This is a genomic window from Microbacterium sp. ARD32, from assembly GCF_031844385.1.
Taxonomy (GTDB): domain Bacteria; phylum Actinomycetota; class Actinomycetes; order Actinomycetales; family Microbacteriaceae; genus Microbacterium.
The window spans coordinates 92,198-115,709 of record NZ_JAUZVD010000001.1 but is presented as its reverse complement, the minus strand read 5'-3'; the positions used below and the strand labels follow the sequence as shown (position 1 = coordinate 115,709).

Annotated in this window: 19 protein-coding genes; 7 read left to right on the top strand and 12 right to left on the bottom strand. The window is 70.3% G+C overall.

Annotated features, from left to right (window positions below; genetic code table 11):
• Positions 1 to 176: 176 nt before the first annotated feature.
• Positions 177 to 2,543, top strand: coding sequence for an ATP-binding cassette domain-containing protein (locus Q9R19_RS00530; RefSeq protein WP_311254406.1), 2,367 nt, complete (start codon positions 177 to 179; stop codon positions 2,541 to 2,543).
• A 46-nt stretch (positions 2,544 to 2,589) separates the two neighbouring features.
• Here the strand turns inward: Q9R19_RS00530 and Q9R19_RS00525 are convergent, their stop codons facing one another.
• The 4 genes from Q9R19_RS00525 to Q9R19_RS00510 form a co-directional block, all read right to left on the bottom strand.
• A complete protein-coding gene (locus Q9R19_RS00525; protein ID WP_311254405.1) occupies positions 2,590 to 3,753 on the bottom strand; it encodes an acyl-CoA dehydrogenase family protein in 1,164 nt (387 codons plus the stop codon).
• Between the two features lie 151 nt (positions 3,754 to 3,904).
• A complete protein-coding gene (locus Q9R19_RS00520) occupies positions 3,905 to 4,831 on the bottom strand; it encodes a M15 family metallopeptidase (protein ID WP_311254404.1) in 927 nt (308 codons plus the stop codon).
• A gap of 75 nt (positions 4,832 to 4,906) precedes the next feature.
• Positions 4,907 to 5,266 (bottom strand): PIN domain-containing protein, encoded by a 360-nt coding sequence (locus tag Q9R19_RS00515; protein ID WP_311254403.1) that lies wholly within the window; start codon positions 5,264 to 5,266, stop codon positions 4,907 to 4,909.
• Between the two features lie 17 nt (positions 5,267 to 5,283).
• The gene (locus tag Q9R19_RS00510) at positions 5,284 to 5,547 is read right to left on the bottom strand and encodes a hypothetical protein (protein WP_311254402.1); all 264 of its coding nucleotides are present in this window, start codon (positions 5,545 to 5,547) and stop codon (positions 5,284 to 5,286) included.
• Positions 5,548 to 5,649: 102 nt separating this feature from the next.
• On the opposite strand from Q9R19_RS00510, the gene Q9R19_RS00505 reads away from it, so the two are divergent.
• Positions 5,650 to 7,200 carry an Rv2578c family radical SAM protein gene (locus tag Q9R19_RS00505; protein WP_311254401.1) on the top strand — a complete coding sequence of 517 codons (1,551 nt, stop codon included), beginning with the start codon at positions 5,650 to 5,652 and terminating at the stop codon, positions 7,198 to 7,200.
• A 41-nt stretch (positions 7,201 to 7,241) separates the two neighbouring features.
• Here the strand turns inward: Q9R19_RS00505 and Q9R19_RS00500 are convergent, their stop codons facing one another.
• Complete coding sequence (locus Q9R19_RS00500; protein ID WP_311254400.1) at positions 7,242 to 7,427, bottom strand: hypothetical protein; 186 nt, start codon at positions 7,425 to 7,427, stop codon at positions 7,242 to 7,244.
• Between the two features lie 104 nt (positions 7,428 to 7,531).
• Positions 7,532 to 9,748, bottom strand: a complete 2,217-nt coding sequence (locus Q9R19_RS00495; RefSeq protein ID WP_311254399.1) for a DEAD/DEAH box helicase — start codon at positions 9,746 to 9,748, stop codon at positions 7,532 to 7,534.
• A 255-nt stretch (positions 9,749 to 10,003) separates the two neighbouring features.
• Between Q9R19_RS00495 and Q9R19_RS00490 the strand changes: the two genes are divergently transcribed.
• Positions 10,004 to 10,831 carry an alpha/beta fold hydrolase gene (locus Q9R19_RS00490; RefSeq protein WP_311254398.1) on the top strand — a complete coding sequence of 276 codons (828 nt, stop codon included), beginning with the start codon at positions 10,004 to 10,006 and terminating at the stop codon, positions 10,829 to 10,831.
• Between the two features lie 49 nt (positions 10,832 to 10,880).
• The gene (locus tag Q9R19_RS00485; protein WP_311254397.1) at positions 10,881 to 11,801 is read left to right on the top strand and encodes an aldose 1-epimerase family protein; all 921 of its coding nucleotides are present in this window, start codon (positions 10,881 to 10,883) and stop codon (positions 11,799 to 11,801) included.
• Between the two features lie 402 nt (positions 11,802 to 12,203).
• On the opposite strand, the gene Q9R19_RS00480 is transcribed toward Q9R19_RS00485, so the two are convergent.
• Positions 12,204 to 15,830 (bottom strand): efflux RND transporter permease subunit, encoded by a 3,627-nt coding sequence (locus tag Q9R19_RS00480; protein ID WP_311254396.1) that lies wholly within the window; start codon positions 15,828 to 15,830, stop codon positions 12,204 to 12,206.
• A 125-nt stretch (positions 15,831 to 15,955) separates the two neighbouring features.
• On the opposite strand from Q9R19_RS00480, the gene Q9R19_RS00475 reads away from it, so the two are divergent.
• Positions 15,956 to 16,672 carry a Pr6Pr family membrane protein gene (locus Q9R19_RS00475; protein WP_311254395.1) on the top strand — a complete coding sequence of 239 codons (717 nt, stop codon included), beginning with the start codon at positions 15,956 to 15,958 and terminating at the stop codon, positions 16,670 to 16,672.
• On the opposite strand, the gene Q9R19_RS00470 is transcribed toward Q9R19_RS00475, so the two are convergent.
• From Q9R19_RS00470 to Q9R19_RS00455, 4 genes are all read right to left on the bottom strand, one after another.
• Complete coding sequence (locus tag Q9R19_RS00470; protein ID WP_311254394.1) at positions 16,596 to 17,981, bottom strand: FAD-dependent oxidoreductase; 1,386 nt, start codon at positions 17,979 to 17,981, stop codon at positions 16,596 to 16,598. The two genes, Q9R19_RS00475 and Q9R19_RS00470, sit on opposite strands and share 77 nt — an antisense overlap.
• A gap of 58 nt (positions 17,982 to 18,039) precedes the next feature.
• Entirely contained in the window at positions 18,040 to 19,557 is a 1,518-nt protein-coding gene (locus Q9R19_RS00465; protein ID WP_311255830.1) for a hypothetical protein, read from the bottom strand.
• Positions 19,558 to 19,604: 47 nt separating this feature from the next.
• On the bottom strand, positions 19,605 to 20,393 hold the full coding sequence (locus Q9R19_RS00460; RefSeq protein WP_311254393.1) for an ABC transporter ATP-binding protein: 789 nt from the start codon (positions 20,391 to 20,393) through the stop codon (positions 19,605 to 19,607).
• An 86-nt stretch (positions 20,394 to 20,479) separates the two neighbouring features.
• Positions 20,480 to 21,247: a MerR family transcriptional regulator gene (locus Q9R19_RS00455; RefSeq protein WP_311254392.1), complete on the bottom strand. Its 768-nt coding sequence runs from the start codon at positions 21,245 to 21,247 to the stop codon at positions 20,480 to 20,482.
• Positions 21,248 to 21,436: 189 nt separating this feature from the next.
• Between Q9R19_RS00455 and Q9R19_RS00450 the strand changes: the two genes are divergently transcribed.
• A complete protein-coding gene (locus tag Q9R19_RS00450) occupies positions 21,437 to 22,279 on the top strand; it encodes a DUF4097 family beta strand repeat-containing protein (RefSeq protein WP_311254391.1) in 843 nt (280 codons plus the stop codon).
• Positions 22,276 to 22,902 carry a PadR family transcriptional regulator gene (locus tag Q9R19_RS00445; RefSeq protein WP_311254390.1) on the top strand — a complete coding sequence of 209 codons (627 nt, stop codon included), beginning with the start codon at positions 22,276 to 22,278 and terminating at the stop codon, positions 22,900 to 22,902. Before Q9R19_RS00450 ends, Q9R19_RS00445 begins: the two co-directional genes overlap by 4 nt.
• Before the next feature lie 15 nt (positions 22,903 to 22,917).
• Here Q9R19_RS00445 and Q9R19_RS00440 read toward each other — a convergent pair whose 3' ends face one another.
• Positions 22,918 to 23,460, bottom strand: a complete 543-nt coding sequence (locus Q9R19_RS00440) for a universal stress protein (protein ID WP_311254389.1) — start codon at positions 23,458 to 23,460, stop codon at positions 22,918 to 22,920.
• Positions 23,461 to 23,512 lie beyond the last annotated feature (52 nt).

Sequence of the window (23,512 nt, the reverse complement as noted above, 5' to 3'; positions counted from 1 at the left end):
CCCGGGCGTCTCGCGGTTTCACTCCGGGCGTGTCGCGGGTTCCGGATTGCGGCCTCAGCCCCGCGGAGGGCGCCACTCGGGCCCCGCGAAGCACAGTGGCACGCACCCCGCCAGCACGAAGTGCGGCGCCGCGCGCTGCGGGAGCGCGCGAGGCGGCGAGGGTAGGGTGAGTCACCGTGCATGAGCCTGCGCCCCTGCTGCGCGTGCGCGACCTCAGCGTCACGCACGTCGACGCCGCGCACCCGTCGCCGCAGCACGTGAGCTTCGACGTGCACCCGGGTGAGGTCGTCCTGCTGCGGGGACCCAGCGGGTCGGGCAAGTCCACGCTCACACTGACGCTGAACGGCCTGATCCCGCAGACGATCGACGCCGAGATGACCGGAACCGTCGAGGTGGCCGGGCACGACACGCGCACCACGCCGGTGGCGCAGCTGAGCACCGAGATCTCGCTGGTGTTCCAGGACCCCGACTCGCAGCTGGTCACCGGCACCGTGCTCGACGAGGTCGCCTTCGGCCTCGAGAACCTGCTGCTGCCGGCATCCGAAGTGCTGGAGCGCACCGAGCAGGCGCTGCGCCGCGTCGGCCTCTGGCACCGCCGCGGCTGGAACCCGGACCTGCTCTCCGGCGGCGGACGGCAGCGCCTGGCGATCGCGTGCGCGCTGGCGATGCGCTCGCGCGTGATCGTGCTGGACGAGCCGACCGCCAACCTCGATCCGCAGGGCGTCGCCGACGTGTACGCCGCGCTGGCCGAGCTGACGACGGATGCCGCCGACCGGGCCATCGTGCTCGTGGAGCACAATATCGACGCGGCGCTGCGGCTCGCGACGCGGGTGATCGAGCTGGATGCCGCAGGGCGCGTGGTGCACGACGGGCCGGCCGAGGATGAGGACCGGCGGCCCGAGGAGGCAGGTCAGCGACCCAAGGAACCGGATCAAGGGTCGGGAGAAGGCGGGGCCGCCATCACGGTGCGGGGGCTGGTGGTGCGCAAGCAGGGCACGACGATCCTCGGCATACCCGCTCTGCAGATCGCCACCGGCTCGTTCACCGCCATCGTCGGCGCCAACGGCGCGGGCAAGACCACGCTGCTGCAGGCGCTGGGCGGGGTCGTGCCGCCGCCGCGCGGCACCGTGATGATCGGCGAGCTGGATGCCGGCAGGGCATCGCCGCGCGAACTCTCCTCGCACATCGGCTTCGTGTTCCAGAACCCCGAGCACCAGTTCATCGCCCACACCGTGCGGGAGGAGCTGGCACACGGGCTGCGGCTGCAGCGCACCGACGCCGCCGAGATCGACGCCCGCGTGGACGAGATGCTCGACCGCTTCGGGCTGAGGCACAAGGCCGACGAGCATCCGTTCCTGCTCTCCGGCGGCGAGAAGCGCCGGCTCTCCGTCGGCACCGCGCTCATCACCCGGCCGCGCGTGATCGCCCTCGACGAGCCGACCTTCGGGCAGGACGCCGCCCGCGCCCGCGAACTGCTGGAGCTGCTGCGGGAGCTGCAGCATTCGGGCACCACGATCGTGATCGTCACGCACGACCTCGACCTCGTCGCCGGGTACGCCACTCATACGGTCGTGCTGGAGGCGGGCGCGCTCGCCGCCGCCGGTCCCACCGCCGAGGTGCTCGCCGCGCGGCATCCCGCTGCCGGTGAGTCGTCCGACGCCGCCGCTCGCAGGTCGTCCGTCGCACCGGGTTCCGTCGCACCGGCCTCCGCCCCGACCGAGCCCAACCCGATCGATCCGTACTCCGCGGCATCGCCGTCACGCCGGTTCTGGCTGCACCATCTCAACCCGCTCGCGAAGATCGCCGCCGTGCTGCCCGCGATGGCGCTGCTGATCGCCACCCGCGATCTGCTCACCCCGGCGGTCTTCCTGGCGCTGTCGTACGTGATCGTGCTCACGGGCGCGCGGCTCACCCGCCGCGCCACCGCTCTGCTGCTCGGCGTGCCGATCGGCATCGCCGTGCTCACCGTCGGGTTCGGTGTGTGGATCGCGCCCGAGCAGGTCGCCGGCAGCGCCGTCGTGCTGCGGATCGGCGACTGGATGCTGCACCAGGGCGCGCTGGCCATCGGCCTCGCGACGGCGCTGCGCCTGGGCGCGATCCTCGCGCTCGCCCTGATCGGCGGACTCACCACGGGCGGGCCCGACCTGGTGCGCGCGTCGGTGCAGCAGCTGAAGGTGCCGTACCGGATCGGGTACACGGCGCTGGCCGCCTACCGGTTCGTGCCCCGCTTCGGGTACGAGCTGTCGGTGATCCGCGCCGCGCACCGTGTGCGCGGGCACGGGTACGGAGGCACGGGCGGCGGCCGCGGCCCGATCGCCCGCCTGGTGCGCGGGTGGGGGTACGTCGTGCCGCTGCTGGCCTCGGGCATCCGTCACGCCGAGCGCGTGGCGCTGTCGATGGATGCCCGTGCCTTCGGCGCCCACCCCAGCCGCACCGAGCGGCACCTGGTTCCGTGGCGCACGCGCGACACGGTGTTCGTGATCGTCGTGATCCTGGCATCCGCCGCCGTGTTCGCCGCGACGTTCCCCTGGCAGCTGGGCTGACGCGACGCTTCGATCCCCGCGGGGGGCGGGGTCGGCGACCGCGACGTCAGCGCTTGCCGGCGATCTGACGGCCGACGAGGTCGCGCATGATCTCGTTGGTGCCGCCGTAGATGCGGTGCACGCGGGCGTCGGTGAAGGCCTTCGCGATCGGGTACTCCATGATGTAGCCGTAGCCGCCGTGCAGCTGCACGCCCATGTCGAGCACCTCCCACTCGCGCTCGGTGGCCCAGAACTTCACCTTCGCGGCGTCCTCGGCGCTGAGCTTGCCTTCCTTGTAGGCCAGCAGTGCGCGGTCGACGTACGCCCACATCACCTCGGTGGTGGTGACCATGTCGGCCAGACGGAAGCGGGTGTTCTGGAAGTCGGCGATGCGCTCGCCGAACGCCTCGCGGTCCTTCGTGTATGCGATGGTCCAGTTGGTGGCGGCCTCGGCGGCGGCCGCCGCAGCGACGCCGATCGACAGTCGCTCCAGCGGCAGGTTCATCATCAGCTGGATGAAGCCCTGACCCTCCTTGCCGCTGATCAGGTTCTCGTCGGGGACGAACACGTCGGTGAAGCTGAGCTCTGCGGTGTCCCACCCGTGGAAGCCCATCTTGCTGAGCTTCTTGCCCTGGTCGAAGCCCTCCATGCCCTTCTCCACGATCAGCAGGCTGAACGCGTCGGGGCGGGTGCCCTCGCCGGTCTTGACGAACGTGACGACGATGTCGGCCGTCGTGCCCGAGGAGATGAAGGTCTTGGCGCCGTTGAGGATGTAGCCGCCGTCGACCTTCTTCGCGTTGGTCTTGATGCCGCGGAGGTCAGAGCCCGCCCCCGGGTCGGTCATGGCGAGCGCGCCGAGAATCTCACCGGTGGCCATCTTCGGCAGCCACTTCTCCTTCTGCTCCTGCGTGCCCATGTGCACCAGGTACGGCACGGCCAGGTCGTCCTGGATGCCGAAGGCACCCGCCAGAGAGCCGGCACCGGCAGCGATGACCTCTTCCATGACGATCGTGCGGAAGCGGTAGTCCTGCAGCATCCCGGCGCCGCCGAACTCCTCCGGAACCGACAGACCGATCAGGCCCGCCTCACCGGCGGCGAGCATGGTGTCGCGGTCGATCTCGCCCGCGGCCTCCCACTTCTCGATGTTCTCGTTGGTGGCGTGCCGCTTGACGAAGTCCTTGACCAGGTCGCGGAAGGCCTCGTGATCCTCTTCGTAGATGTCGCGTTCCATGACGTCCTCCTCAAAGCCGTGTGCGTTCTCGCACCGGGAGTCTACGGCTCAGGCACTGCGGGAGACAGCGTGTTGTGGGAATGCGTTCCACAACGCCTGGGACTGCGTTCCGGGTTTGTGGGATGCCGTCAGTGAGCGATTCCGGATGCCGTCAGCGGGCGTAATCGGGCGCCGGCGGCAGGCCGAAGAAATCCTCCAGCGTGTGGAATCCGCCCTCGTGATACGCCTTCGCCAGCTCCACGCCGATGTAGCGCAGGTGCCACGGCTCCGGCATGTACCCCGTCTTCTGCGTCGCGCCGTCCTCGTAGCGGACGATGAAGCCGTACTCCCAGCCGTGCTGCACCACCCACCGGCTCTGCGAGGTCGTCCCGAAGGCGCCCAGGCCACTGCATCCACCACCGCAGGCGACGACGTCGACGGCCAGTCCGGTCTGGTGCTCACTGTGGCCGGGGCGCGCCGACCCGGCGTCCGCCTTCGACTCGCCCTCCGAGCGCACGAAGCGCGAGTACGTGATCTGCTGCAGTCCGTACGAGCGGTACGCGTTGTTCACGCCCATCGAACCCGCACCCGCGGCGCGGGCCGCGTCGCCCATGCGGCTCAGCGCGTCGGCGGCGGCCGGGCGCAGGCTGACCGAGCGGGACAGGCCGCGCAGACTGGATGCGGTGACCGAAGGGGCGTAATCCAGCGGGCTCAGTGCGTTCAGCTTGTTGACGACCACCCACTCGCGCTCCGGGTCGAGGAGGGAGATGCACGGCGCGTTGCCGGCCACCACGGCCGCGCGGAATGCCGCACCGCCGCCGAACGCCAGCACGGTCGCCGCATCGTCCCCGGCGGACAGGGCGTTCTTCACCGCGTCATCCGCACACGGATCGGCCGCCGGCGCCGCCGTCTGCTGCACATCGGGGAGCGCCATCGCCGCGGCGGGAGCGGGCAGCTCGACCGCGGCCGGGCCTGCTGCCAGCGGCCCTGAGACGAGCGCCAGCAGCGACGCGATCGCGGTGAACAGCACACCGATGGGCACAGCGATCCTGACGGCGAGGGGTTCACGCGACGCATGCCGGGACTGCGTGGCGCTCATCATTCCATTGTGAACCATGTGCCTGGCCGGATCGCCTGGCGGGTGCCGGCACGGATGCGCGCGCGCGATGCCGATTCAGGCTCCGACCACGGTGACGTCACGCCCGCGCGCAGCTGCCGCGAGTGCGGCATCGAATGTCGCCAGCGGCGATCCGGTCTCCGCAGCGAGCCCGAGCACGTAGCAGTCCGGCAGTGCGACACGCGTCGCCGCACGAAGCGACGCGATGCGCAGGGGCTCATCCGCATCAGGAGCCGACACGCGGATGCCCAGCCCGTCCACGAGGCGGGCCCGCACCTGATCCGCGAGACCCGCCCTGGCCGGGACGACCAGCACTTCCGCCAGCGTGACGGGATGGATCACCAGCTCGTCAGCCCCGACCACGAGAGACGCCGCCGACTCCGCATGCGGGTCCCGCGGCGACCGAAGCGCAATCACGACGCTCGCATCGAGAATCACGCGCGCCACTCCCCGCGAAGCTGCTCCAGCTCGTTCGGGTCGTAGAGGTCTCCGACGAGCGCGCGGAGCGCGTCTATCTCTCTCGCGCGCTCGACAGCGACGCGCGCATGCCGTTCGATGCCCGAGCGGTCGCCCTCCAGAGCCAGTCGGAGCATGAGCTCGCTTCGGGAAGCGTCCGGCCACCGCTCCGCGGCGCGCTCCAGCGCCGCCATCAGATCATCGTTGGGCGTGACCTGGATGCGGGGGTGTACCGTTGCCATGACTCGAGTGTACCACCGCCATCTCTCGATCATCAAGGAACATCTACGAAACTCAGTCGGTGCACATTGACTCTCTTTCGTTCACATGTTCTAATCTTGATCATGCGATGGCAGGGACAGACGATCGACGATGCGGATGCCTCGGCCCTGCCCGGGCTCGAGAAGCGCACCGGCATCGTGCAGTCGGTCACCACCCCGGAGTTCGCCGGGGTGACCTTTCACGAGGTGCTGGCGAAGTCCGCGCTGAACGCCGTGCCCGGCGCATCGCGGATGCCGTTCAACTGGACGATCAATCCTTATCGGGGATGCTCCCATGCCTGCGTCTATTGCCTGGATCCGGACACGCTCGTGCTGTGCGCAGACGGCCGCCGACGACCGATCGGAGATCTTGCGCTCGGTGACGAGATCATCGGCACCGAGCGTCGTGGGACGCACCGGCGTTACGTGCAGACTCGCGTCGAGGCGAAGTGGTCGACACGGAAGACTGCATACCGCATCACGCTCGCCGACGGCACCGGCCTGGTCGCGAGCGGTGACCATCGCTTCCTCACGGACCGCGGCTGGAAGCATGTCGCCAACGCGCACGCGGGCCAGCGGCCTCATCTCACCGTGAACAACCGACTGATGGGGTTCGGTGCAGCGTCGTCAGCACCGGCATTGGACATCGAGAGCATCGAGGGCACTGCCGTGAAGTCGGTCGCAGACCTCCGCGTCATGAGCATCGAGGCGTTGCCGGGCACTCGTGCGCTCATCGACATCACAACGGGCACCGGCGACTTCATCGCGAACGGGGTGGTCAGTCACAACTGCTTCGCTCGCGGCACGCACCAGTACCTGGATCTCGACGCCGGGCAGGACTTCGACTCGCAGATCGTCGTGAAGACCAACGTCGTCGAGGTGCTGCAGCGCGAACTGCGTCGCGGATCCTGGAAGCACGAGACCGTGGCGCTCGGCACCAACACCGACCCGTATCAGCGTGCCGAGGGGCGCTACCGGCTGATGCCGGGGATCATCCAGGCCCTCGCCGACTCGGGCACGCCGATGTCGATCCTCACCAAGGGCACGCTGATCCGCCGCGACATCCCCCTGCTCATCGAATGCGCGAAGCAGGTGCCGATCGACATCCAGATGTCGATCGCGATGTACGACGACGCCCTGCAGCATTCGATCGAGCCCGGCACGCCGACGACGCAGGCCCGGCTCGACACGGTGCGCGCGCTGACGGACGCCGGCTTCCGGGTCGGGGTGTTCCTGATGCCCGTGCTGCCGCACATCACCGACTCGATCGGTGCGATCGACGAGGCGCTGTCGCGCATTGCGGATGCCGGTGCCGACCACGCCGTGTACGGCGCCCTGCACCTGCGCGCGGGCGTGAAGCCCTGGTTCTTCGAATGGCTGCAGCGCGAGCGGCCCGACCTGGTCGCCTCCTACCGCGGGCTGTACCCGGGCGCGGCGTCCGAGGCGCCGAAGGGCTACCGCCAGTGGCTCGGCAAGCGGATGCGTCCGCTCATCCGCGCGCACGGGCTGCACACGCAGTCCGAGGAGGAGCACGACCGGATGCGAGGCATCATGCGCGCGCGGATGCGAGAGGCCCCGGCATCCACTGCCCCGGCATCCACTGCCGCGGCGTCGGCGCCCGCGATGCTGTTCTAGCGGGGTTCTCCGCATCCGCCGCCCGGGGCGCCGAGCCGCACTCAGTCGCGGCGTTGCAGCGGCTTGGTCCAGACGGCCAGGAAGAAAAGCGCGAACGGGCCGAAGATCAGCGTGACGAAGAACCACCACAGCTTCCCCCGCCCCTGCATGCCGGCCACTGCCGACGTCAGCAGCGCGACCGAGAGCCACACTGCACTGCCTACCGACGCTGTCTGCTGCCAATCCATGCATCAACTCTACGAGCGCCGATGGCAACAGCGCCGAAGCTCCGACGGCGAAGCGCCCCCGCCGAGCCCGGAACAGGCGTGGCGCTTCTCCGGCGTTGTGAACGTCAGGCGGTCAGCTCGGCCGCCGACGGCATCCGGCCCGCGATCTCCTCGATCACGTCGTCGCCGGGCTGCGCGCCCTCGAACGGCGCCTCGATCTCGGCGCGCGACAGCAGATCCTCCATCCGGCGGCGGCGGTGACGGGTGATCAGCGTGACCACGCGGCCCGAGCGACCGGCACGACCGGTGCGGCCGGAGCGGTGCAGATACGTCTTGTACTCGTCGGGCGCATCCGCCTGCACGACCAGATCGATGTCATCGACGTGGATGCCGCGAGCGGCGACATCCGTGGCGACCAGCACCTGCACCTTACCCGAGGTGAGCTTCTGCAGATTGCGGGTGCGCTTGCCCTGATTCAGGTCGCCGTGCAGCGAGACGGCCGGGATGCCGGCATCCTCGAACTGCTCGGCCAGCATCTCGGCGTAGGCGCGGGTGCGCGCGAAGACCAGCGTCTGCCCCTCGCGGTCGACCAGCGAGGTGAGGACCTCGGCCTTGTCGCGGTGCTCGATCACCAGCACGCGGTGGTCAATCGTGCTCGAGCTCTGGTCCTCACCCGCGACCTCGTACACGGCAGGCTCGACCAGGAACTCATCCACGATCGCGGCGACCTCACGGTCGAGCGTCGCCGAGAACAGCAGCTTCTGGCTGGTGGCCCCGTCGGGCAGGTCCGTCCCGGTCTTGCGCAGGATGCGCTGCACGGGCTCGGCGAACCCGAGTTCGGCCATGTGGTCGGCCTCGTCGAGCACGGCGATGCGCACCTCCGACAGGTCGAGCTTGCGCTGCTCGATCAGGTCCTCGATGCGGCCGGGCGTGCCGATCACGATGTCGACGCCCTTCTTCAGCGCGCCGACCTGGCGCGCCTGCGGCACGCCGCCGTAGATCTGGGTGGTGAACAGGCCGACGCTGCGTGCGATCGGCTGCACAGTGCGGTCGATCTGCAGCGCCAGCTCACGGGTCGGGGCGAGGATGAGAGCGCGCGGCTTGCGGCCGATCTCCCGGCGCTTGCCCTTCTGCGACAGCAGGATGCTCTCGACCAGCGGCGCCCCGAAGGCGATCGTCTTGCCCGAGCCGGTGCGGCCGCGGCCGAGCACGTCGCGCCCCTCGAGGATGCTGGGGATCGTCGCCGCCTGGATCGGGAACGGCGTCTCGGCGCCCATGTTCTTCAGGATCTCGACGATGTTCGAGCCCAGGCCCAGGTCGGCGAAGGTCACATCGGCGACCTCGGTGGCCTGCACGGCCTCGGCCTCGAGCCGCTCGTGCACGACATCGACGTGCTCCTCGTGCGCCTTGACGGTCGCCGCACGGTTCCAGTCGCTGCGGCTGGGACGGTCGTCGCGGTTCTGACGGATCGGACGCGCGTCGCGCTCCTGGCGCGGACGGTCATCGCGGTCGCCCTTCGACACGCTCAGGGACCGGCGCTCGGTGCGGTCGAATCCGCGCGAGCCGCGGTCATCCCTGTCGTAACGCGTGCGCTCGTTGCGGTCGAAACCGCCACGTGCACCACCACGGTCGTCGCGACGATCGAAACCACGGCCGCCACGTTCGTCACGACGGTCGAAGCCTCGCGATCCCCGCTCGTCGCGGTCGAAACGCGGGCGATCGTTGCGGTCGTAGCGGGAGCGGTCGTCACGGTCGTAGCGGGAGCGGTCGTCACGGTCGTAGCGCGGACGGTCGTCGCTGCGGCCCCGCCCCTTCGACAGGCTCAGGGACCCATCCTGAGGACGGCCGTAGCGGGACCCATCCTGAGGGCGGCCGTAGCGGGACCCATCCTGAGGGCGGCCGTCGCGAGCCCCATCCTGGGGTCGGCCGTAACGGGACCCACCCTGAGGGCGACCGTAACGGGACCCATCACGGGAGCGGTCGTCACGGTCGTCACGATGGTGCGGGGCCTCACGGCGACCGGACTCGGCGCGGTTGCGGATGGCGCGGGCCTCGTCGCGGCCGGCACGATCAGCATCCGACCAGCGGCGCTTGGGCGCCGCCGCGCCTGCCTCGGGCGCGCGGTAGCCGCGGTGCTTGGGGCTGATGCTGCCCGGGCGACGGTCGTTCGCGCGCGCGTCGGACGACGACGAGCGCCGCTCACCGGCATCCATCCGACGATCATCGTCACGCGACGGGCGACCGCCGGCGTGACGATCGTGGAACGCCGTCCGCTTCGCTCCATACCGCGGATCGAAGTTGCGGGACGGACGTCCGCCCTTGGGCTTGCCATTCTTGGGCATGGTGTTTCCTGACTGTCTCTGACACGAGAACAGCATCCGCTCCCGTGCGCACAGAGCTCAGCGCACGGCGGACATACCCGGGCATTCGTCGGCCGGGGCCATTCATGTGATGGTTGATGAACCATCGGCCCCTGGGCTCACACTTTGAAACGTCCCGCAGATGCGCGGGTGCCCGAAGCCGACAGCACAAGTCTACCCGTGCTGCCGGGGAATCCGCCGAGAACCCTGACACCGCTCATCTGTCAGGATGGATCGATGGGCACCCCCTCCCCACCCCGTTCCCTGTCCTGGCGAGGGCGTCGGGTCGCCTGGCACAGCTTCGGAACCGGCCCCGCGCTCGTGCTGCTCCACGGCACACCCTGGTCGTCGGCTCTGTGGCATCCCATCGCGAAGGCGCTGTCATCGCGCTTCACCGTCTACCTGTGGGACATGCCGGGCTACGGTGCGTCTTCCAAGGATGCCGAGCACGCCGTCGACCTCGGCACGCAGGGCGAGCTGTTCGCGCACCTGCTGGATGCCTGGGGCCTGGAACGCCCGCACGTCATCGCTCACGACTTCGGCGGAGCGGTCGCGCTGCGCGCCCGGCTGCTGCACGGCGCACGCTTTGCGTCGCTGTGCCTGGTGGATGTGGTCGCGCTGTCGCCTTGGGGCTCTCCCTTCTTCACCCTGGTCGCCCAGCACGCCGACGTCTTCTCCCAGTTGCCGCCCGCGGTGCATCGAGGAGCCATCGAGGCCTACATCCGCGGTGCAGCGCATGGGTCGATCGAGGAGCAGCTGCCGATGCTCGTGTCGCCCTGGGTCGACAGCACGGGTCAGTCTGCCTTCTACCGCCAGATCGCGCAGGCCGACGAGCGGTACACCGACGAGATCGAGCCGAGCTATTCCACGATCGACGAGCCCGTGCACATCGTGTGGGGTGCGGACGACGCCTGGATCCCCGTCGACCGCGCGCACCGACTGCATGCAGCCATGCCGGGGTCGAGCCTGGCGATCATCCCCGACGCCGGCCATCTCATCCAGCTGGATGCCCCCGAAGCGCTCACCGCCGAGCTGACCCGGTGGACCGAGCAGCACCGCCGCTGAAACTCCGACGACACGTCACTGTCCCGCACACGGTCATACCATGGGCGCTATGGCTTCCGACCGCGCAGCGCACTCACCCACCGGCATCCAGATCCGTCTTCAGCGCGGCGACGTGACGGCGCAGATCGCGCAGGTCGGTGCGTCGCTGCGCCACCTGACCGTCGGAGGTGTCGACATCGTGCCGCCGTATCCCGAGGATGCCCCGACGCCGGGCGCGTCCGGGGTCGTGCTCGCGCCGTGGCCCAACCGGATCCGCGACGGCGTCTGGCAGGACGGCGGGACCACCCGCGCCCTGGCGGTCACCGAGCCGAAGTTCCGCAACGCCAGCCACGGGCTGCTGCGCTTCACGGCGTACGAGATCGTCGCGCAGACCGACGACGCGGTCACGCTGGCGGCGAGCATCGTCCCGCAGACCGGCTACCCGTATCTGGTGGAGACGACGGTGCGCTACGCGCTGACGGATGCCGGCGTCGAAGTCACGCACACCCTCACCAACCGCTCGGCCGCCGCGGCGCCGGTCGCGCTCGGCACGCACCCCTACCTGACGATCGGCGACGCCGACCCGCGCACCCTTGTGCTGCGGATTCCCGCGGAGACGTACTTCGAGACCGATGAGCGGATGCTGCCCGTCGGCGAGTCCCCGGTGTCGGCAGGCACCGACCTGCGCGAGGGGCGGCGGCTCGGCGACGTGCAGCTGGACACGGGGTACGCGAACCTGCGCCGGGATGTCGACGGCTTCGTGCGCGCCACGCTGACCGCTCCCGACGGCCGCGCGGTCACGCTGCAGCAGGGGCCCGGCTTCGGGTATGTGCAGGCGTACACGTCAACGGGCTACCCGGGGCGCGATCTGGTCGTCGCCGTCGAGCCGATGACTGCTCCCGCTGACGCGTTCAACTCCGGGCGCGGCGTGCGCCGCCTGGCCCTGGACGAGTCGTGGACGCTGGAGTGGGGCATCCGCTTCTCGAGCTGAGCGCCCCGGGACCAGCACTTTCCATCCCGACCGACACCGCCGAGATGGAGAACGTCGGCGCGCGAGCCCCGGGACCAGCACTTTCCATCCGGACCGACACCGCCGAGATGGAGAACGCCGGTGCGCGAGCCCTGGGACCAGCACTTTCCATCCCGACCGACACCGCCGAGATGGAGAACGCCGGTGCGCGAGCCCCGGGACCAGCACTTTCCATCCCGACCGACACCGCCGAGATGGAAAACGTCGGCGCGCGAGCCCCGGGACCAGCACTTTCCATCCCGACCGAGGTCGCCGAGATGGAGAACGCCGGTGCGCGAGCCCCGGGACCAGCACTTTCCATCCGGACCGTCGCGGACGGCGCGCAGGGCCGACGCCGCACGGAAGCGAAGCGCCTGAGCGGGATCAGTCGACGGGATTCGCCGACGGCAGGCCCTGGGAGCGCAGCTCGCGACGGGTCGGGTAGTGCTCGCTCGGGTGCGTCGAGGCCTGCGCGACGACGGATGCCGCGGCCGCGGCCGCCGAAGCCGCTGCAGCTGCGGCGGCGGATGCGGCAGCCGCCGCAGTGAGCATCCGATCCGGCGCGGCACCGGCATGCGAGTATGCCTGCGGCACGACCGGCTCCGAGTGGTGCAGAAGTGCGACCGCGCTCGAGTCCACAGCTTCCCCGGCCGGCGCGCCATCGGCAGCCGCATCATCGGCAGCCGCGTCATCGGCATCCGCCCCGCCATCGGCAGCCGCCGCCGACCTCGAATCGAATGCCGTCTTCCGGTCCGCACTTGCACGCACCGCGTCCCGCGCCTCCCGGCGTGCACCTGCCGACTCGCCGGCGAGATGCGCCTCGACGTCGCTGCGGTGCATGATCTCCGGTGCGATGGGCGTGCGCGGTCCCTGCGGCCCAGCACCGCCACCACCGCCGGGACCGGAACCGTCGGGCCCCGATGCCCCGCCTCCGCGCGCGGCCCGCCGTGCGGCGCGACGCTCCTTGGCGCCCTCGACCAGGTTGTACAGCGTGGGCAGCACGATCAGCGTCAGCACGGTCGAGGACACCAGGCCGCCGATCACGACGATCGCGAGCGGCTGCGAGATGAACCCGCCGTGGCCGGTGATGCCGAGCGCCATCGGCGTCAGCGCGAAGATCGTCGCCAGCGCCGTCATCAGGATCGGCCGCAGTCGCTTCTCGCCGCCGGCCATCACGGCATCCGCTGTCGACAGCCCCTTCTCGCGATACTGGTTCACCAGGTCGACGAGCACGATCGCGTTCGTGACCACGATGCCGATCAGCATCAGCACGCCGATCAGCGAGGCGACTCCCAGCGGCACCCCGGTGGCGATCTGCAGCAGGATCGCGCCGGTCGCCGCGAACGGCACCGACACCAGCAGCAGCAGCGGCTGACGCAGCGACTTGAAGGTCGCGACCATCACCACGTACACGATCAGGATCGCGGCGAGCATCGCCAGCCCCAGCTGCGAGAACGAGTCGGCCTGCTGCTGGGCGACGCCGCCGATCTCGGCGCGCGCACCCTCGGGCAGGTCGACGTCGGTGAGCGCTGCGTTGACGGATGCCGTGGCCACGGCCAGGTCGTCGGATGCCGGCGGCACGGTGATCGTCGCCGTGCGCTGGCCCTTCTCGGTGGTGATGCCGGTGGGACCGTTGCGCTGCTCGACCTGCGCGATCTCGGACAGCTTCACGATTCCGGTCGGAGTGGTGACCGCCAGATCCTTGAGGGCGGCGACCGAGGTCGGCGGCTCGGGGGCGACCAGGTACACCGTCAGGCCGGCACCGTCGACCTCGATCGTGCCGAGCTGCTGCGGGCGCATGGTGTTCGAGACGATCGACCCGACCGCCACCTCGGAGAGTCCGTGCTCGGCCGCCTTGGCGCGGTCGACGATCACCGCGATGTAGGGCAGCGACGCGGCCAGGTTGTCGGTTACCTCGCCGATGCCGTCGCGGCCCTCGAGATCCTCCGTCAGGGCGTCGGTCGCCTGCTGCAGCACGTCGGCGGTCGGTGCGGTCACGCTGATCGTGATGTCGGTCGAGCCGAAGCCGCCCGAGGAAGCGCCGACGTTCACGTCACCGGCATCCTTCAGGTCGTCGATCTTCTTCTGCACCTCGGCGCGCAGCTTCTCCTGGTCGGCCGCGTCGCTGGTCATGATCGAGTACGTGATACCGGCACCGCCGGAGAACGCGTCGCGCAGCGCCGAGCCGCTGGAGCCGATCGAGGCCTGCACGTGCGTGATGCCGTCGACATCCTCCAGCACCTCCTCCACCTGCTTCGCCGCGTCGGACTTCGCCTGCAGGCTGGCCGTGCCGCCGATGTCCTGCGTGACCGTCATGGTGTTCTGCCCGGAGTCGCTGAGGAAGTTGATCTTCATCAGCGGCGCCGCGGCGAGCGTGCCCGCCAGCACGAGGATCGCGATCACGACGGTGGTCGCGGAGTGCTTGAGCGTCCACCCGAGGATGGGCCGGTAGGCGCGCTGCAGCAGGGTGGGCGGGGCGTCCGGATGCTCGGGATCGATGCGGTTCCCGTCGGCATCCCTCAGCGGCTTGCCGGGCCGCAGGAACCAGTAAGCCAGCACCGGGACGATGGTGAGCGCGACCAGCAGCGAGGCGACCATCGCGATCGTCACCGTCATCGCGAACGGACGGAACAGCTCGCCGACCATGTCGCCGACGAACACGATCGGCAGGAACACCGCGACGGTGGTGATGGTGGATGCCGTGATCGCGGCGGCCACCTCGCGCACCGCCAGCCGGATGGCATCGCCCTTGTCGGCGCCCTCGACGTAGTGCCGCTTGATGTTCTCGATCACGACGATCGAGTCGTCGACCACGCGTCCGATCGCGATCGTGAGCGCCCCGAGCGTGAGCACGTTCAGCGAATAGCCGAACGCCTGCAGGCCGATGAAGGTGATCAGCACGCTGGTCGGGATGGAGATCGCGGTGACCAGGGTCGACCGGATCGAGAGCAGGAACACCAGGATGACGACCACCGCGAACGCCAGACCCAGCAGCCCCTCGGTGGCGAGCGTCTCGATGGACTGCTCGATGAACGGCGCCTGATCGAAGACGACCGTGAAGTCCAGATCGGGGAAGGTCTCCTTCAGCTCGTCCAGTGCGCTGAGCACGCCCTGGGACACGTCGACGGTGTTGGCCGCGGGGAGCTTGGTGACCGCGATCGAGAGGGCGTCCTCGCCGTCGACCCGCGAGATCGAGGTGACCGGGTCGGTGGTCTGCTCCACGGTCGCGACGTCGCCGACGGTCAGGTCGGTGCCGACCAGCGGCAGGGATGCCAGTTCGCTCGCGCTCGTCAGCTTCGCGCCGGTCTGCACGGTGAGCGTCTCGTCGCCCTCGGTGATGTCGCCGCCGGGCAGCAGCACGCCGTTCTGCTGCAGCGCCTGGCTGATCGCCTGACCGGGCGTCTGGCCCCTGGCGAGAAGCTGCTGGGTCGCTGAGCCCGTTGAAGCGTCGGGCGTGATCGTGATCCGCTGCCCGACCCCGCCGACGATCTCCGCCGCGTTCACGCCCGTGACGTCTTCGAGATCGGGGATCACGGTGGTCTGCAGGTCGTTCTGCGTGCCCTCGGCGTCGTCGAAGCCGGTGACCGCGATCTGGATCACCGGGAAGTCGTCGATCGACACGCTCAGCACCTGCGGCGTGACGTCGTCGGGCAGCTGCTGCGAGATGCGGTTGATGGCCTGCTGCATCTTCTGCTCGGCAGTGGCGAGGTCGGTGCCGTAGGTGAACATCGCCTGCACGATCGAGGCGTTGGTGGTGCTGGTCGCCTGCGTGGACTCGAGCCCCGGCACGCCCTGGATCGCATCCTCGACGGGCGTGGAGACATCGTGCTCGACGACCTCGGGAGAGGCGCCGGGATAGGTGGTCATCACCATCAGCGCCGGCAGCTCGAGCGAGGGGATGAGCTCCTGCTTGAGGTTGGTGAGCGCCAGCCCGCCGAAGACGGCGGAGACGATCGTGATCAGGGCGATCAGCGCGCGGTTGCGCAGGCTCAGCACGGAGAGGTTCGACACCCACCTAAGGTACCCCGCCGCATCCCGGGCGCCGCTGTGCGCTCCCGCGGACGTTACGTAGACTCGGGAGACGGCCGAACCGCCCCGCCCGAGGGAGCGGTCGCCGCCAGGAGGACGACACCCGCGTGCTGACGAGAAGGATCTTCGGATGGCTGCGTCTGCTCGCCGCGGCCGCGTGCGTCGTGTCGCTCACGCACCGGATGCTGTGGGGCATGGGCTCGCAGACCCTGGCCAGCGAGAACTTCTTCGCGTACCTCACCATCCAGTCCAACGTCGCGTTCACGATCATCACCCTCATCGCGGGCATCACCGCCCTGCGCCGGGCGCGAGATCCCATCTGGCTGACCTCCGCGCGCGCGCTGGTGCTGAGCTGGACGGTCACGGCCGGGCTGGCGTTCTCGATCATCGTCTGGCAGGCGGGCGTGCGCGGCATCCCGATCACCGTCCCCTGGTCGGACGTGGTGCTGCACTACGTGCTGCCGGCCTGCGCGGTCGCGGGCTGGGTGCTGGGTCCCGGACGTCGTGCGGCATCCTGGCGGGTGCTCCCGCTGGTGCTGCTGTACCCGGTGATCTGGGGTGTGTTCACGATCTGGCGGGGGCGGATCATCGGCTGGTATCCGTACTACTTCCTCGACCCGCGGCAGGTGTCGGGACTGCCCGAGATGTCGATCTCGTGCCTGGCCGCGCTGTCGATCTTCGCCGTGGTCGCGAGTGCGCTCGTGCTGCTCAGCCGCGTGCGCGTGCGCGTGGCCCCGTGGGGTGTGATCAGCTCTCGTCCGAAGGGGTGGCGGCGAAGAAGGCCAGTGCCGCTCTGGCGGCGACCTTCGCATCGCGCTCGCTGAGCTCGGCGAACTGCTCGGCATCCGCTCCGCCGACCAGGCCGACCAGCACCGGCTCGCCGGTGGCCGGCAGCAGGTTCAGCCAGGTGCGGATGAGTCCGTCGCCGCCGACCACATGCCAGATCTCCTGCTCGGCATCCCAGAACGGCTCGTCGAAGCGCAGCCACACCGACTCGATGAAGCCGGATGCCAGGCCGGCGATCGCGCCGCGATGCGAGAACGGCAGGGCGGGGGCGAACTCGATGCCCTGCTGCTGCAGCACCCCGAGCGGGACGGTGACGACGGCCCGGTCGAACGACAGCGCCTCGCCGGTGCCGAGCCGCAGGCTGACGCCGCTGTCGTCGTAGGCGACGCGGACGACCGGCGAGGCGAGCGTGACCTGAAGGTCCTTGAGGTGGTCGTCGAAGAACGAGCCGAGGTCCTCGGCCATGCCGGCGAGGGCGTCGTCGGGGAACGCGGGCGGATACCAGCTGGATGCCTTGGCCGGGTCGGCGCCGCTGATCGCCGCCAGCCACGCCAGGGATGCCGCGAGCGCCGGGTCGTCGGGATCGGCGCCGTTCTGCGTGAGCGCCTCGGCGAGCACGACGTCGGCGGGGAGGCCCTTCGCCTTGTCGACGGCCTGCGCGAGAGCCTCTCCGGAGACGGTGCCGGTCGCGCCCTCCTCCGACCAGCCGGTGGCGGTCTCGAGCAGCACCTGCTCCTCGCCGAGCACGGTCAGCCGGTCGTGCAGCGCGGTCAGCTGCTCGTCGGTGATCAGCCAGGCGCCCAGCTGAGCGGGGATGGGCCAGTCGTCTGCGGTCTGCGCGACGATGCGGCCGCCGGTGCGCTCGCGCGCCTCGAAGATGGTCACGTCGTGGTTGGCATCCGCCAGCATCCGGGCCGCGACGACGCCAGCAGCGCCCGCCCCGATCACGGCGACGCGCTCCTTCTCGCCGGCCGCATTGATCAGCGAGAGCGCGGCCGATCGACCGGAGTCCACGGCGCCCAGCACGGTACCGGGGTGATCGGCATCCAGCGCCTCGCCGGCGAAGAACAGCCTGTCGTCGACGGGCTCGGCGAGCGTCTCGCGCTGCTGCGGCTCGGCGCCCGCCGGCAGGTAGCTGACCGCGCCGAACGAGTACGGGTCCTTCGTCCAGGCGCTGCGCGCCCACGCCGACGGCGCGGGAACCTTCGAGGGCGCGGTCGGCCTGGGGCCGGGCGTGCGGGTGCGCGTCGGCTTCGGCGTCGGGGTCTCGGGTGTGCATGCGGCCAGGAGCACCGCGGCGACACCGGTACCGGCGCCGAGCAGCAGGGTGCGGCGAGTGATGCTCATCGTTCAGCCAGACTACCCGCGCACCGCGGCCGCGAGCCATCGGACGGCATCGTCCCCGTCACGATTCGCTGGAGACCTCGGCCAGCACCTCGGGCCAGCGACGGTCGAGGATGCGGCCGCCGAGGGACACGCCCGCCCACACCGCGGCCCCGCCCAGCACCAGCCCGAGAGCGAGGCTCACCCCTCCCAGCCACGGCATCCAGATGGCCGCGATCGCGAATCCGAGCGCGGGGCCGCCGATGATGAGGCCGACCGGTCCGATGATGAGCAGCCCGAGCAGCGACTGCGCGCTGCCGGAGGATCCGCGGCCGAAGGGACTGGCCTCCGGCGCCGGCGCGCGGCCGGGCAGGAAGGCGCCCACCCACGCACCTGCACCGGCACCGGCGGCGCCCAGGCCGACCGCCGCTCCCAGGCTCGCCGGCAGCAGATCGGGACGCCCGGCCAGCAGGCTCGCCGCGACGCACAGCACCACGATGAGGGGCACCACGATGACGCCGAGCCCCAGCAGCCGGCCCGCGCGGTCGGCGCGCCCCGAGACACCGGCGTGGATGTGCAGGGCGAGGGCGTCGTTGTCGTAGGCGAGCGCCAGCTGCACGGTCGTGCCGACCATCACGGCGCTGATCGCGGGGATGAGGACGATCCCGGCGCTGAAGCCGCCGTCGCGTCCGTTCATCAGGGTCATGCCGATCAGCAGCGCGGGCAGCACCAGCATCATCACGATGTTGACCACGTGTCGGGGATCACGGCGCGAGTAGCGCAGTGTGCGGGCGGCGATCGCTCCCGCGGGTGTCGCGGGGAGCGCGCGGTCCAGCATCCCTCCGGAGCGGATGCGGCTGCCGCCGCGCCCCTGGATCGGTGCCACCAGCCGGGCGGCCAGCAGCCTGCGGGCCGCGAACCACAGACCGAGCGCGGTGGCCACGGCGATCAGCAGCCTCAGTCCGGCTGCCGCCGGGTCGCCTGCCGCGAGCGACGCGGAGACGCCGAAGACGGCGCCGGGCGGCGTCCACCCGGCCAGCTCTGCCAGCCCGGGAAAGAGTGCGAGGGGGCCGTCCGTGCCGGCGATCGCGCGCATCAGCAGGTTGAGCAGCAGCCCCGACGACGCCAGCAGCAGCGTGCCCCCGATGACGACGAGGTCCCGCATCCGCCGGCCCGCGAGCCAGCCGGCCAGCAGACCGCTGACGACGCGGGCGCCCAGCACGCAGGTCGCCAGCGCGAGCGGTGCGAGCACGATCGCGGAGACGAGGGCGAGGGGCTGCACGGACCAGCCCACCAGCGTCAGCAGCAGTGCGCACGCGGTGCCGATGCCGCCGACCGTCGTGGCGCCGGCGACCACCAGACCCGGGAGCAGCGACCCCGCTGTCACCGGCAGCAGCGCGAAGCGCTCGGGCGCGAGCGCGTCATCCGCACTCACGACGATCGAGCCGATCCACCAGGCCAGCACGATGACGGTCCCCGCGAGGACGATCGCCCTGGCTGCGGCATCCGGCGCGGCGATCCGCACCGCCACCAGCCCCGCCAGCATCGAGCCGAGCAGGCCCACGGCGATGAGCCCGCCGATGACGAGCGACACGATCATCCACGGGTTCCGGCCCAGCTGGTGGCCGAGCTGCCTCCACCGCAGGCTTACGAGGAGCGCAACCACGCCAGCGTCTCCGATCCCAGTTCGTGAGCGCCCACCAGCTGCAGGAAGCGCTGCTGCAGCGTCATCCCCGCGCGCACCTCGTCGAGCGTGCCATCTGCCAGCAGACGCCCCTCGGCGACGATCGCGACACGATCGCACATCGACTCGACGAGCTCCATCACGTGACTGGACATCACCACCGTCCCGCCGCCGGCGACGTAGGCGCGCAGGATCTGCCGGATCGTCTCGCCCGAGACCGGATCGACGGCCTCCAACGGCTCATCGAGGATCAGCAGCCGGGGCGCATGGATCAGCGCGCAGGCCAGAGCGATCTTCTTGCGCATGCCCGCCGAGTAGTCCACGACCAGCGTGCTCCCGGCATCGGCGAGGCCCAGCGCCTCCAGCAGCTCGGCGGAGCGGCTCGCCACGTCGGGTTCCGGCATTCCCCGCAGCAGGCCGCAGTAGCGCAGCAGCTCGGCGCCGGTGAGCCGGTCGAGCATCCGCACGCCGTCCGGCAGCACACCCATCCGTCCCTTGGCCGCGGCCGGGTCCTGCCAGACGTCGGCTCCCAGCACGATGGCCGCGCCCGCGTCGGGCCGCAGCAGCCCCGTGGCCATCGCGAGCGTGGTCGTCTTGCCCGCGCCGTTCGGGCCGAGCAGCCCCAGCATCGATCCGGCCGGCACGTCGAGCCAGAGATTCTCCACGGCGACGTTGGTGCCGAACTGCTTGCGCAGCCCGCGCAGGGACAGCACCGGCGGCGGGCTTGCGGGAGACGGCGGATTCTCGGTCATGCTTCCATCCGATCATCCCCGGACGGATGCGGCATCCATCCACAGACGGATATCGCGGCCGCGGCCCCTGTTTTCAGATGGCGGGGCTACAGGTTCGCCTCGGCGTAGATGCGCAGGGCGTCGCGGACGAACTCAGCGCCGGCCGTGCCGCCCTCGGTCGTGGCGTAGTTGGCACCGAAGCGCGGGTCGGCCACGTACATCTCGCCGAGGCCGATGACGTACGCCCTGACGTCCCCGCCGTCGGCGGCCGGGGTGCCGGGGATGCCGGTGAGCCACGCCACGTGGCGACCGGCGAGCTGCTGTGCCTGATCGGATGCCGGGTCGGCGCCGCTCTCCGCGGCGGCGATCCAGTCGCGGCCGAGGTCGGCGGCGCGCTGCTTCCAGTCGCCGCGATCGGCCTCGCTCATCCCGCGCCACCAGCGGTCGCCGTCGGCGTACGCCTGCCTTCCCCAGCGCTGCTCGACCTCATCCTTGTATCGGGTGTGGTCGAAGCCGTCGAGCATGTTCTCTGCCATGAGGGTTCCTCCTTCTGTCAATGCGGTGATGGTGGTCTCGACGGAGGCGATCTGCCGCGCGAGTCGCTGCTGCTCCTGGCGGAGCCAGCCGAGGTGCGTCTGGAGAGCGGATGCCTCGGCCGTCCCACGGTCGAGCACCTCGGCGATCTGCGGCAAGCCGAGCCCGAGCTCACGAAGCAGCAGGATGCGCTGCAGACGGACGAGAGCGGCCTCGTCGTAGTGCCGGTAGCCGTTGCTCGCGATGCGTGAAGGTGCAAGCAGACCGATGTCGCCGTAGTGGCGCAGCGTCCTGCTCGTGGTTCCCGCGAGCCGGGCGATCTCCTGAATCGACCAGTCCATGGCACCGCTCCTCTCCTGACGTCGGTTCGTGTCCGTCGATATGACCACCGTAGAAGTTGACGCCGCGTCAAGGTCAAGCACCACCACCCGATTTCGAAGGCGGACGGGGTTGACGAACTCGCGATATATCGTGTTACGCTGACAACACGCGATATATCTCGATATCGCTCGACAGGAAGAGAACGAACCATGACCGAGAAGTGGCTCATCGCCCCCGGCGAGGAACGCGTCATCGACATCGCCTCCGCAACCCGGCTCAAGGTCGGGCTCGTCGGCGGGCAGATCGATGTCGTCGCGCACGACGAACCGGGCATCCGCATCGAAGTGCACGGCGTCACCACCAAGGACCTGCGCGTCGAATCCGACGGCACCCAGATCGAGATCGACCACCCGCAGATCGGGTGGGACAACTTTCTCGAGGTGTTCCGCAACTTCGGCTCCGGCGGGCCCAAGGCGCAGATCAGCGTGGCGGTTCCGCGCGGCATCTCGCTGAGCCTGGGCGTCGTCAGCGCAGGGGCGCTGGTCTCGGGCATCCGCAACGACATCAAGCTCAACACCGTCTCGGGCGACATCATCGCCGACGAGGTGACCGGCGATCTCTCGGTCAACTCGGTCTCCGGCGACGTGCAGCTGCGGGCGCTGACCGGGTCGGTCAGCGCGAACAGCGTGTCGGGCGACGTCGCCGTGACCGGCGCGCTGCGCAAGGCCACGATCGACACGGTCTCCGGATCGGTGCTCATCGACGCGCTCGGCGACGTGAACACCATCAACCTCAACACCGTCTCGGGCGCGGTGACGGTGCGTCTGGACGAGACGCTGCCCGCCAACTACGTGCTGCGCAGCATGAGCGGCAAGCTCACGGTCGACGGCGTGCAGCGCTCCAGCGGCGGTCCCAGCAACTACACCGGGCAGCATGGCGAGCTGGCCGGCAGCTTCGTCGATGTGCGCGCCAACACGGTCTCGGGCGGCATCACGGTGCTGCGCCAGGCACGCGCCACCGTCGCCGACGACCCGGAATGGGAGGAATCATGAGTCCTGCGGTCTTCTCGCACGGCGACCTGCGCCTGTATCTGCTCTCGCTGCTGAGCGAGGCGCCGCAGCACGGGTACGGGATCATCCAGGCGCTCACCGACCGCACCGGCGGCACCTACACTCCCAGCGCCGGCACGATCTACCCGCGGCTGGCGAAGCTGGAGGAGGAGGGCCTGGTCACCAAGACCATCGACGGGCGCACCGCCATCTACGCCATCACGGATGCGGGTCGCGCCGAGCTCGCTTCACGATCGGAGGATCTGGAGGGCATCGAGAACGGCCTCGCCGATTCGGTGCGGCTGATCGCCACGGAGGTGCGCCAGAGCGTGCAGGAGGCGATGCGCAGCCTGCGCGCGGATCTCGCGACGGCCGCTCGTGAGGAGCGGGTCTCGGCCAAGACGCGGATGCGCTCGGACGGCATGGGTGACGAGCGCGCGACCAGTCGGGAGCAGCTGCAGCGGGCGGATGCCGCGATCAACGCGTTCCGCGCCCAGGTGCGCACCGACCTGCGCACGCACGTCGCGCGGGGCGGGGTGCTCGAGGCATCAGTGGTCAGCGACCTGGAGCACGCGCTCGACGACGCCGCTCACGCGGTGACCAGGGCGCTGGCGGCTCCGCGTTGATGTGAGGCTGCGGGCTCACTCCTCCCAGACGTCCTGCTGGTCGTCCGGGACCGACTCGGTCTGCGGCACCACGAGCACCGACCGATGCTGACGATGGGCCAGGCGCGCGGCGACCGACCCGGTGAAGAACTCGCGGATGGATTCGCCGATGCCGCGCTTGCGCGTGCCGATCACGATCAGCTGCGCGTCGAGCTTCTCGGCGAGCTGCTTGATCGCCAGCGCGGGATCGCCGACCAGCTGACGCGCGGTCCAGACGATGTCCTCCTGCTCGAGCGCCTCGGTGGCCGCCTTCTGCACGTCCTCGAACTCGGCGGCACCGGCATCGATGTTCAGGTCGATGGGCGCGGAGTGCACGTAGCCATCGGGGTCCTCGTAGGTGACGAAGCGGGTGACGTCGACATGGGCGACCACGAGCGGCGCCCCCAGCAGCTTGGCATAGCGCAGCGCCTCGGCCAGAACGTGGGCGGGCTGGCCGGGTTGGATGCCGGCGATGACGGCGTTCTGCAGCGCGGCGTTCTGAGCGGCTTCGTCGGATGCTGTGGGCGTGGAATCTGACATGGCGATCGTTCCCCTCACCGGCCGCAGGACGGCCTCAGGCTCTGGCGTGCGT

Coding starts and splice junctions, on each gene's coding strand:
- Q9R19_RS00490 (WP_311254398.1), top strand. CDS start 10,004: ATGGGCACCCCCTCCCCACCCCGTTCCCTGTCCTGGCGAGGGCGTCGG.
- Q9R19_RS00440 (WP_311254389.1), bottom strand. CDS start 23,460: ATGTCAGATTCCACGCCCACAGCATCCGACGAAGCCGCTCAGAACGCC.
- Q9R19_RS00465 (WP_311255830.1), bottom strand. CDS start 19,557: ATGATCGTGTCGCTCGTCATCGGCGGGCTCATCGCCGTGGGCCTGCTC.
- Q9R19_RS00445 (WP_311254390.1), top strand. CDS start 22,276: ATGAGTCCTGCGGTCTTCTCGCACGGCGACCTGCGCCTGTATCTGCTC.
- Q9R19_RS00495 (WP_311254399.1), bottom strand. CDS start 9,748: ATGCCCAAGAATGGCAAGCCCAAGGGCGGACGTCCGTCCCGCAACTTC.
- Q9R19_RS00455 (WP_311254392.1), bottom strand. CDS start 21,247: ATGGACTGGTCGATTCAGGAGATCGCCCGGCTCGCGGGAACCACGAGC.
- Q9R19_RS00525 (WP_311254405.1), bottom strand. CDS start 3,753: ATGGAACGCGACATCTACGAAGAGGATCACGAGGCCTTCCGCGACCTG.
- Q9R19_RS00510 (WP_311254402.1), bottom strand. CDS start 5,547: ATGGCAACGGTACACCCCCGCATCCAGGTCACGCCCAACGATGATCTG.
- Q9R19_RS00470 (WP_311254394.1), bottom strand. CDS start 17,981: ATGAGCATCACTCGCCGCACCCTGCTGCTCGGCGCCGGTACCGGTGTC.
- Q9R19_RS00450 (WP_311254391.1), top strand. CDS start 21,437: ATGACCGAGAAGTGGCTCATCGCCCCCGGCGAGGAACGCGTCATCGAC.
- Q9R19_RS00520 (WP_311254404.1), bottom strand. CDS start 4,831: ATGAGCGCCACGCAGTCCCGGCATGCGTCGCGTGAACCCCTCGCCGTC.
- Q9R19_RS00500 (WP_311254400.1), bottom strand. CDS start 7,427: ATGGATTGGCAGCAGACAGCGTCGGTAGGCAGTGCAGTGTGGCTCTCG.
- Q9R19_RS00460 (WP_311254393.1), bottom strand. CDS start 20,393: ATGACCGAGAATCCGCCGTCTCCCGCAAGCCCGCCGCCGGTGCTGTCC.
- Q9R19_RS00485 (WP_311254397.1), top strand. CDS start 10,881: ATGGCTTCCGACCGCGCAGCGCACTCACCCACCGGCATCCAGATCCGT.
- Q9R19_RS00505 (WP_311254401.1), top strand. CDS start 5,650: ATGCGATGGCAGGGACAGACGATCGACGATGCGGATGCCTCGGCCCTG.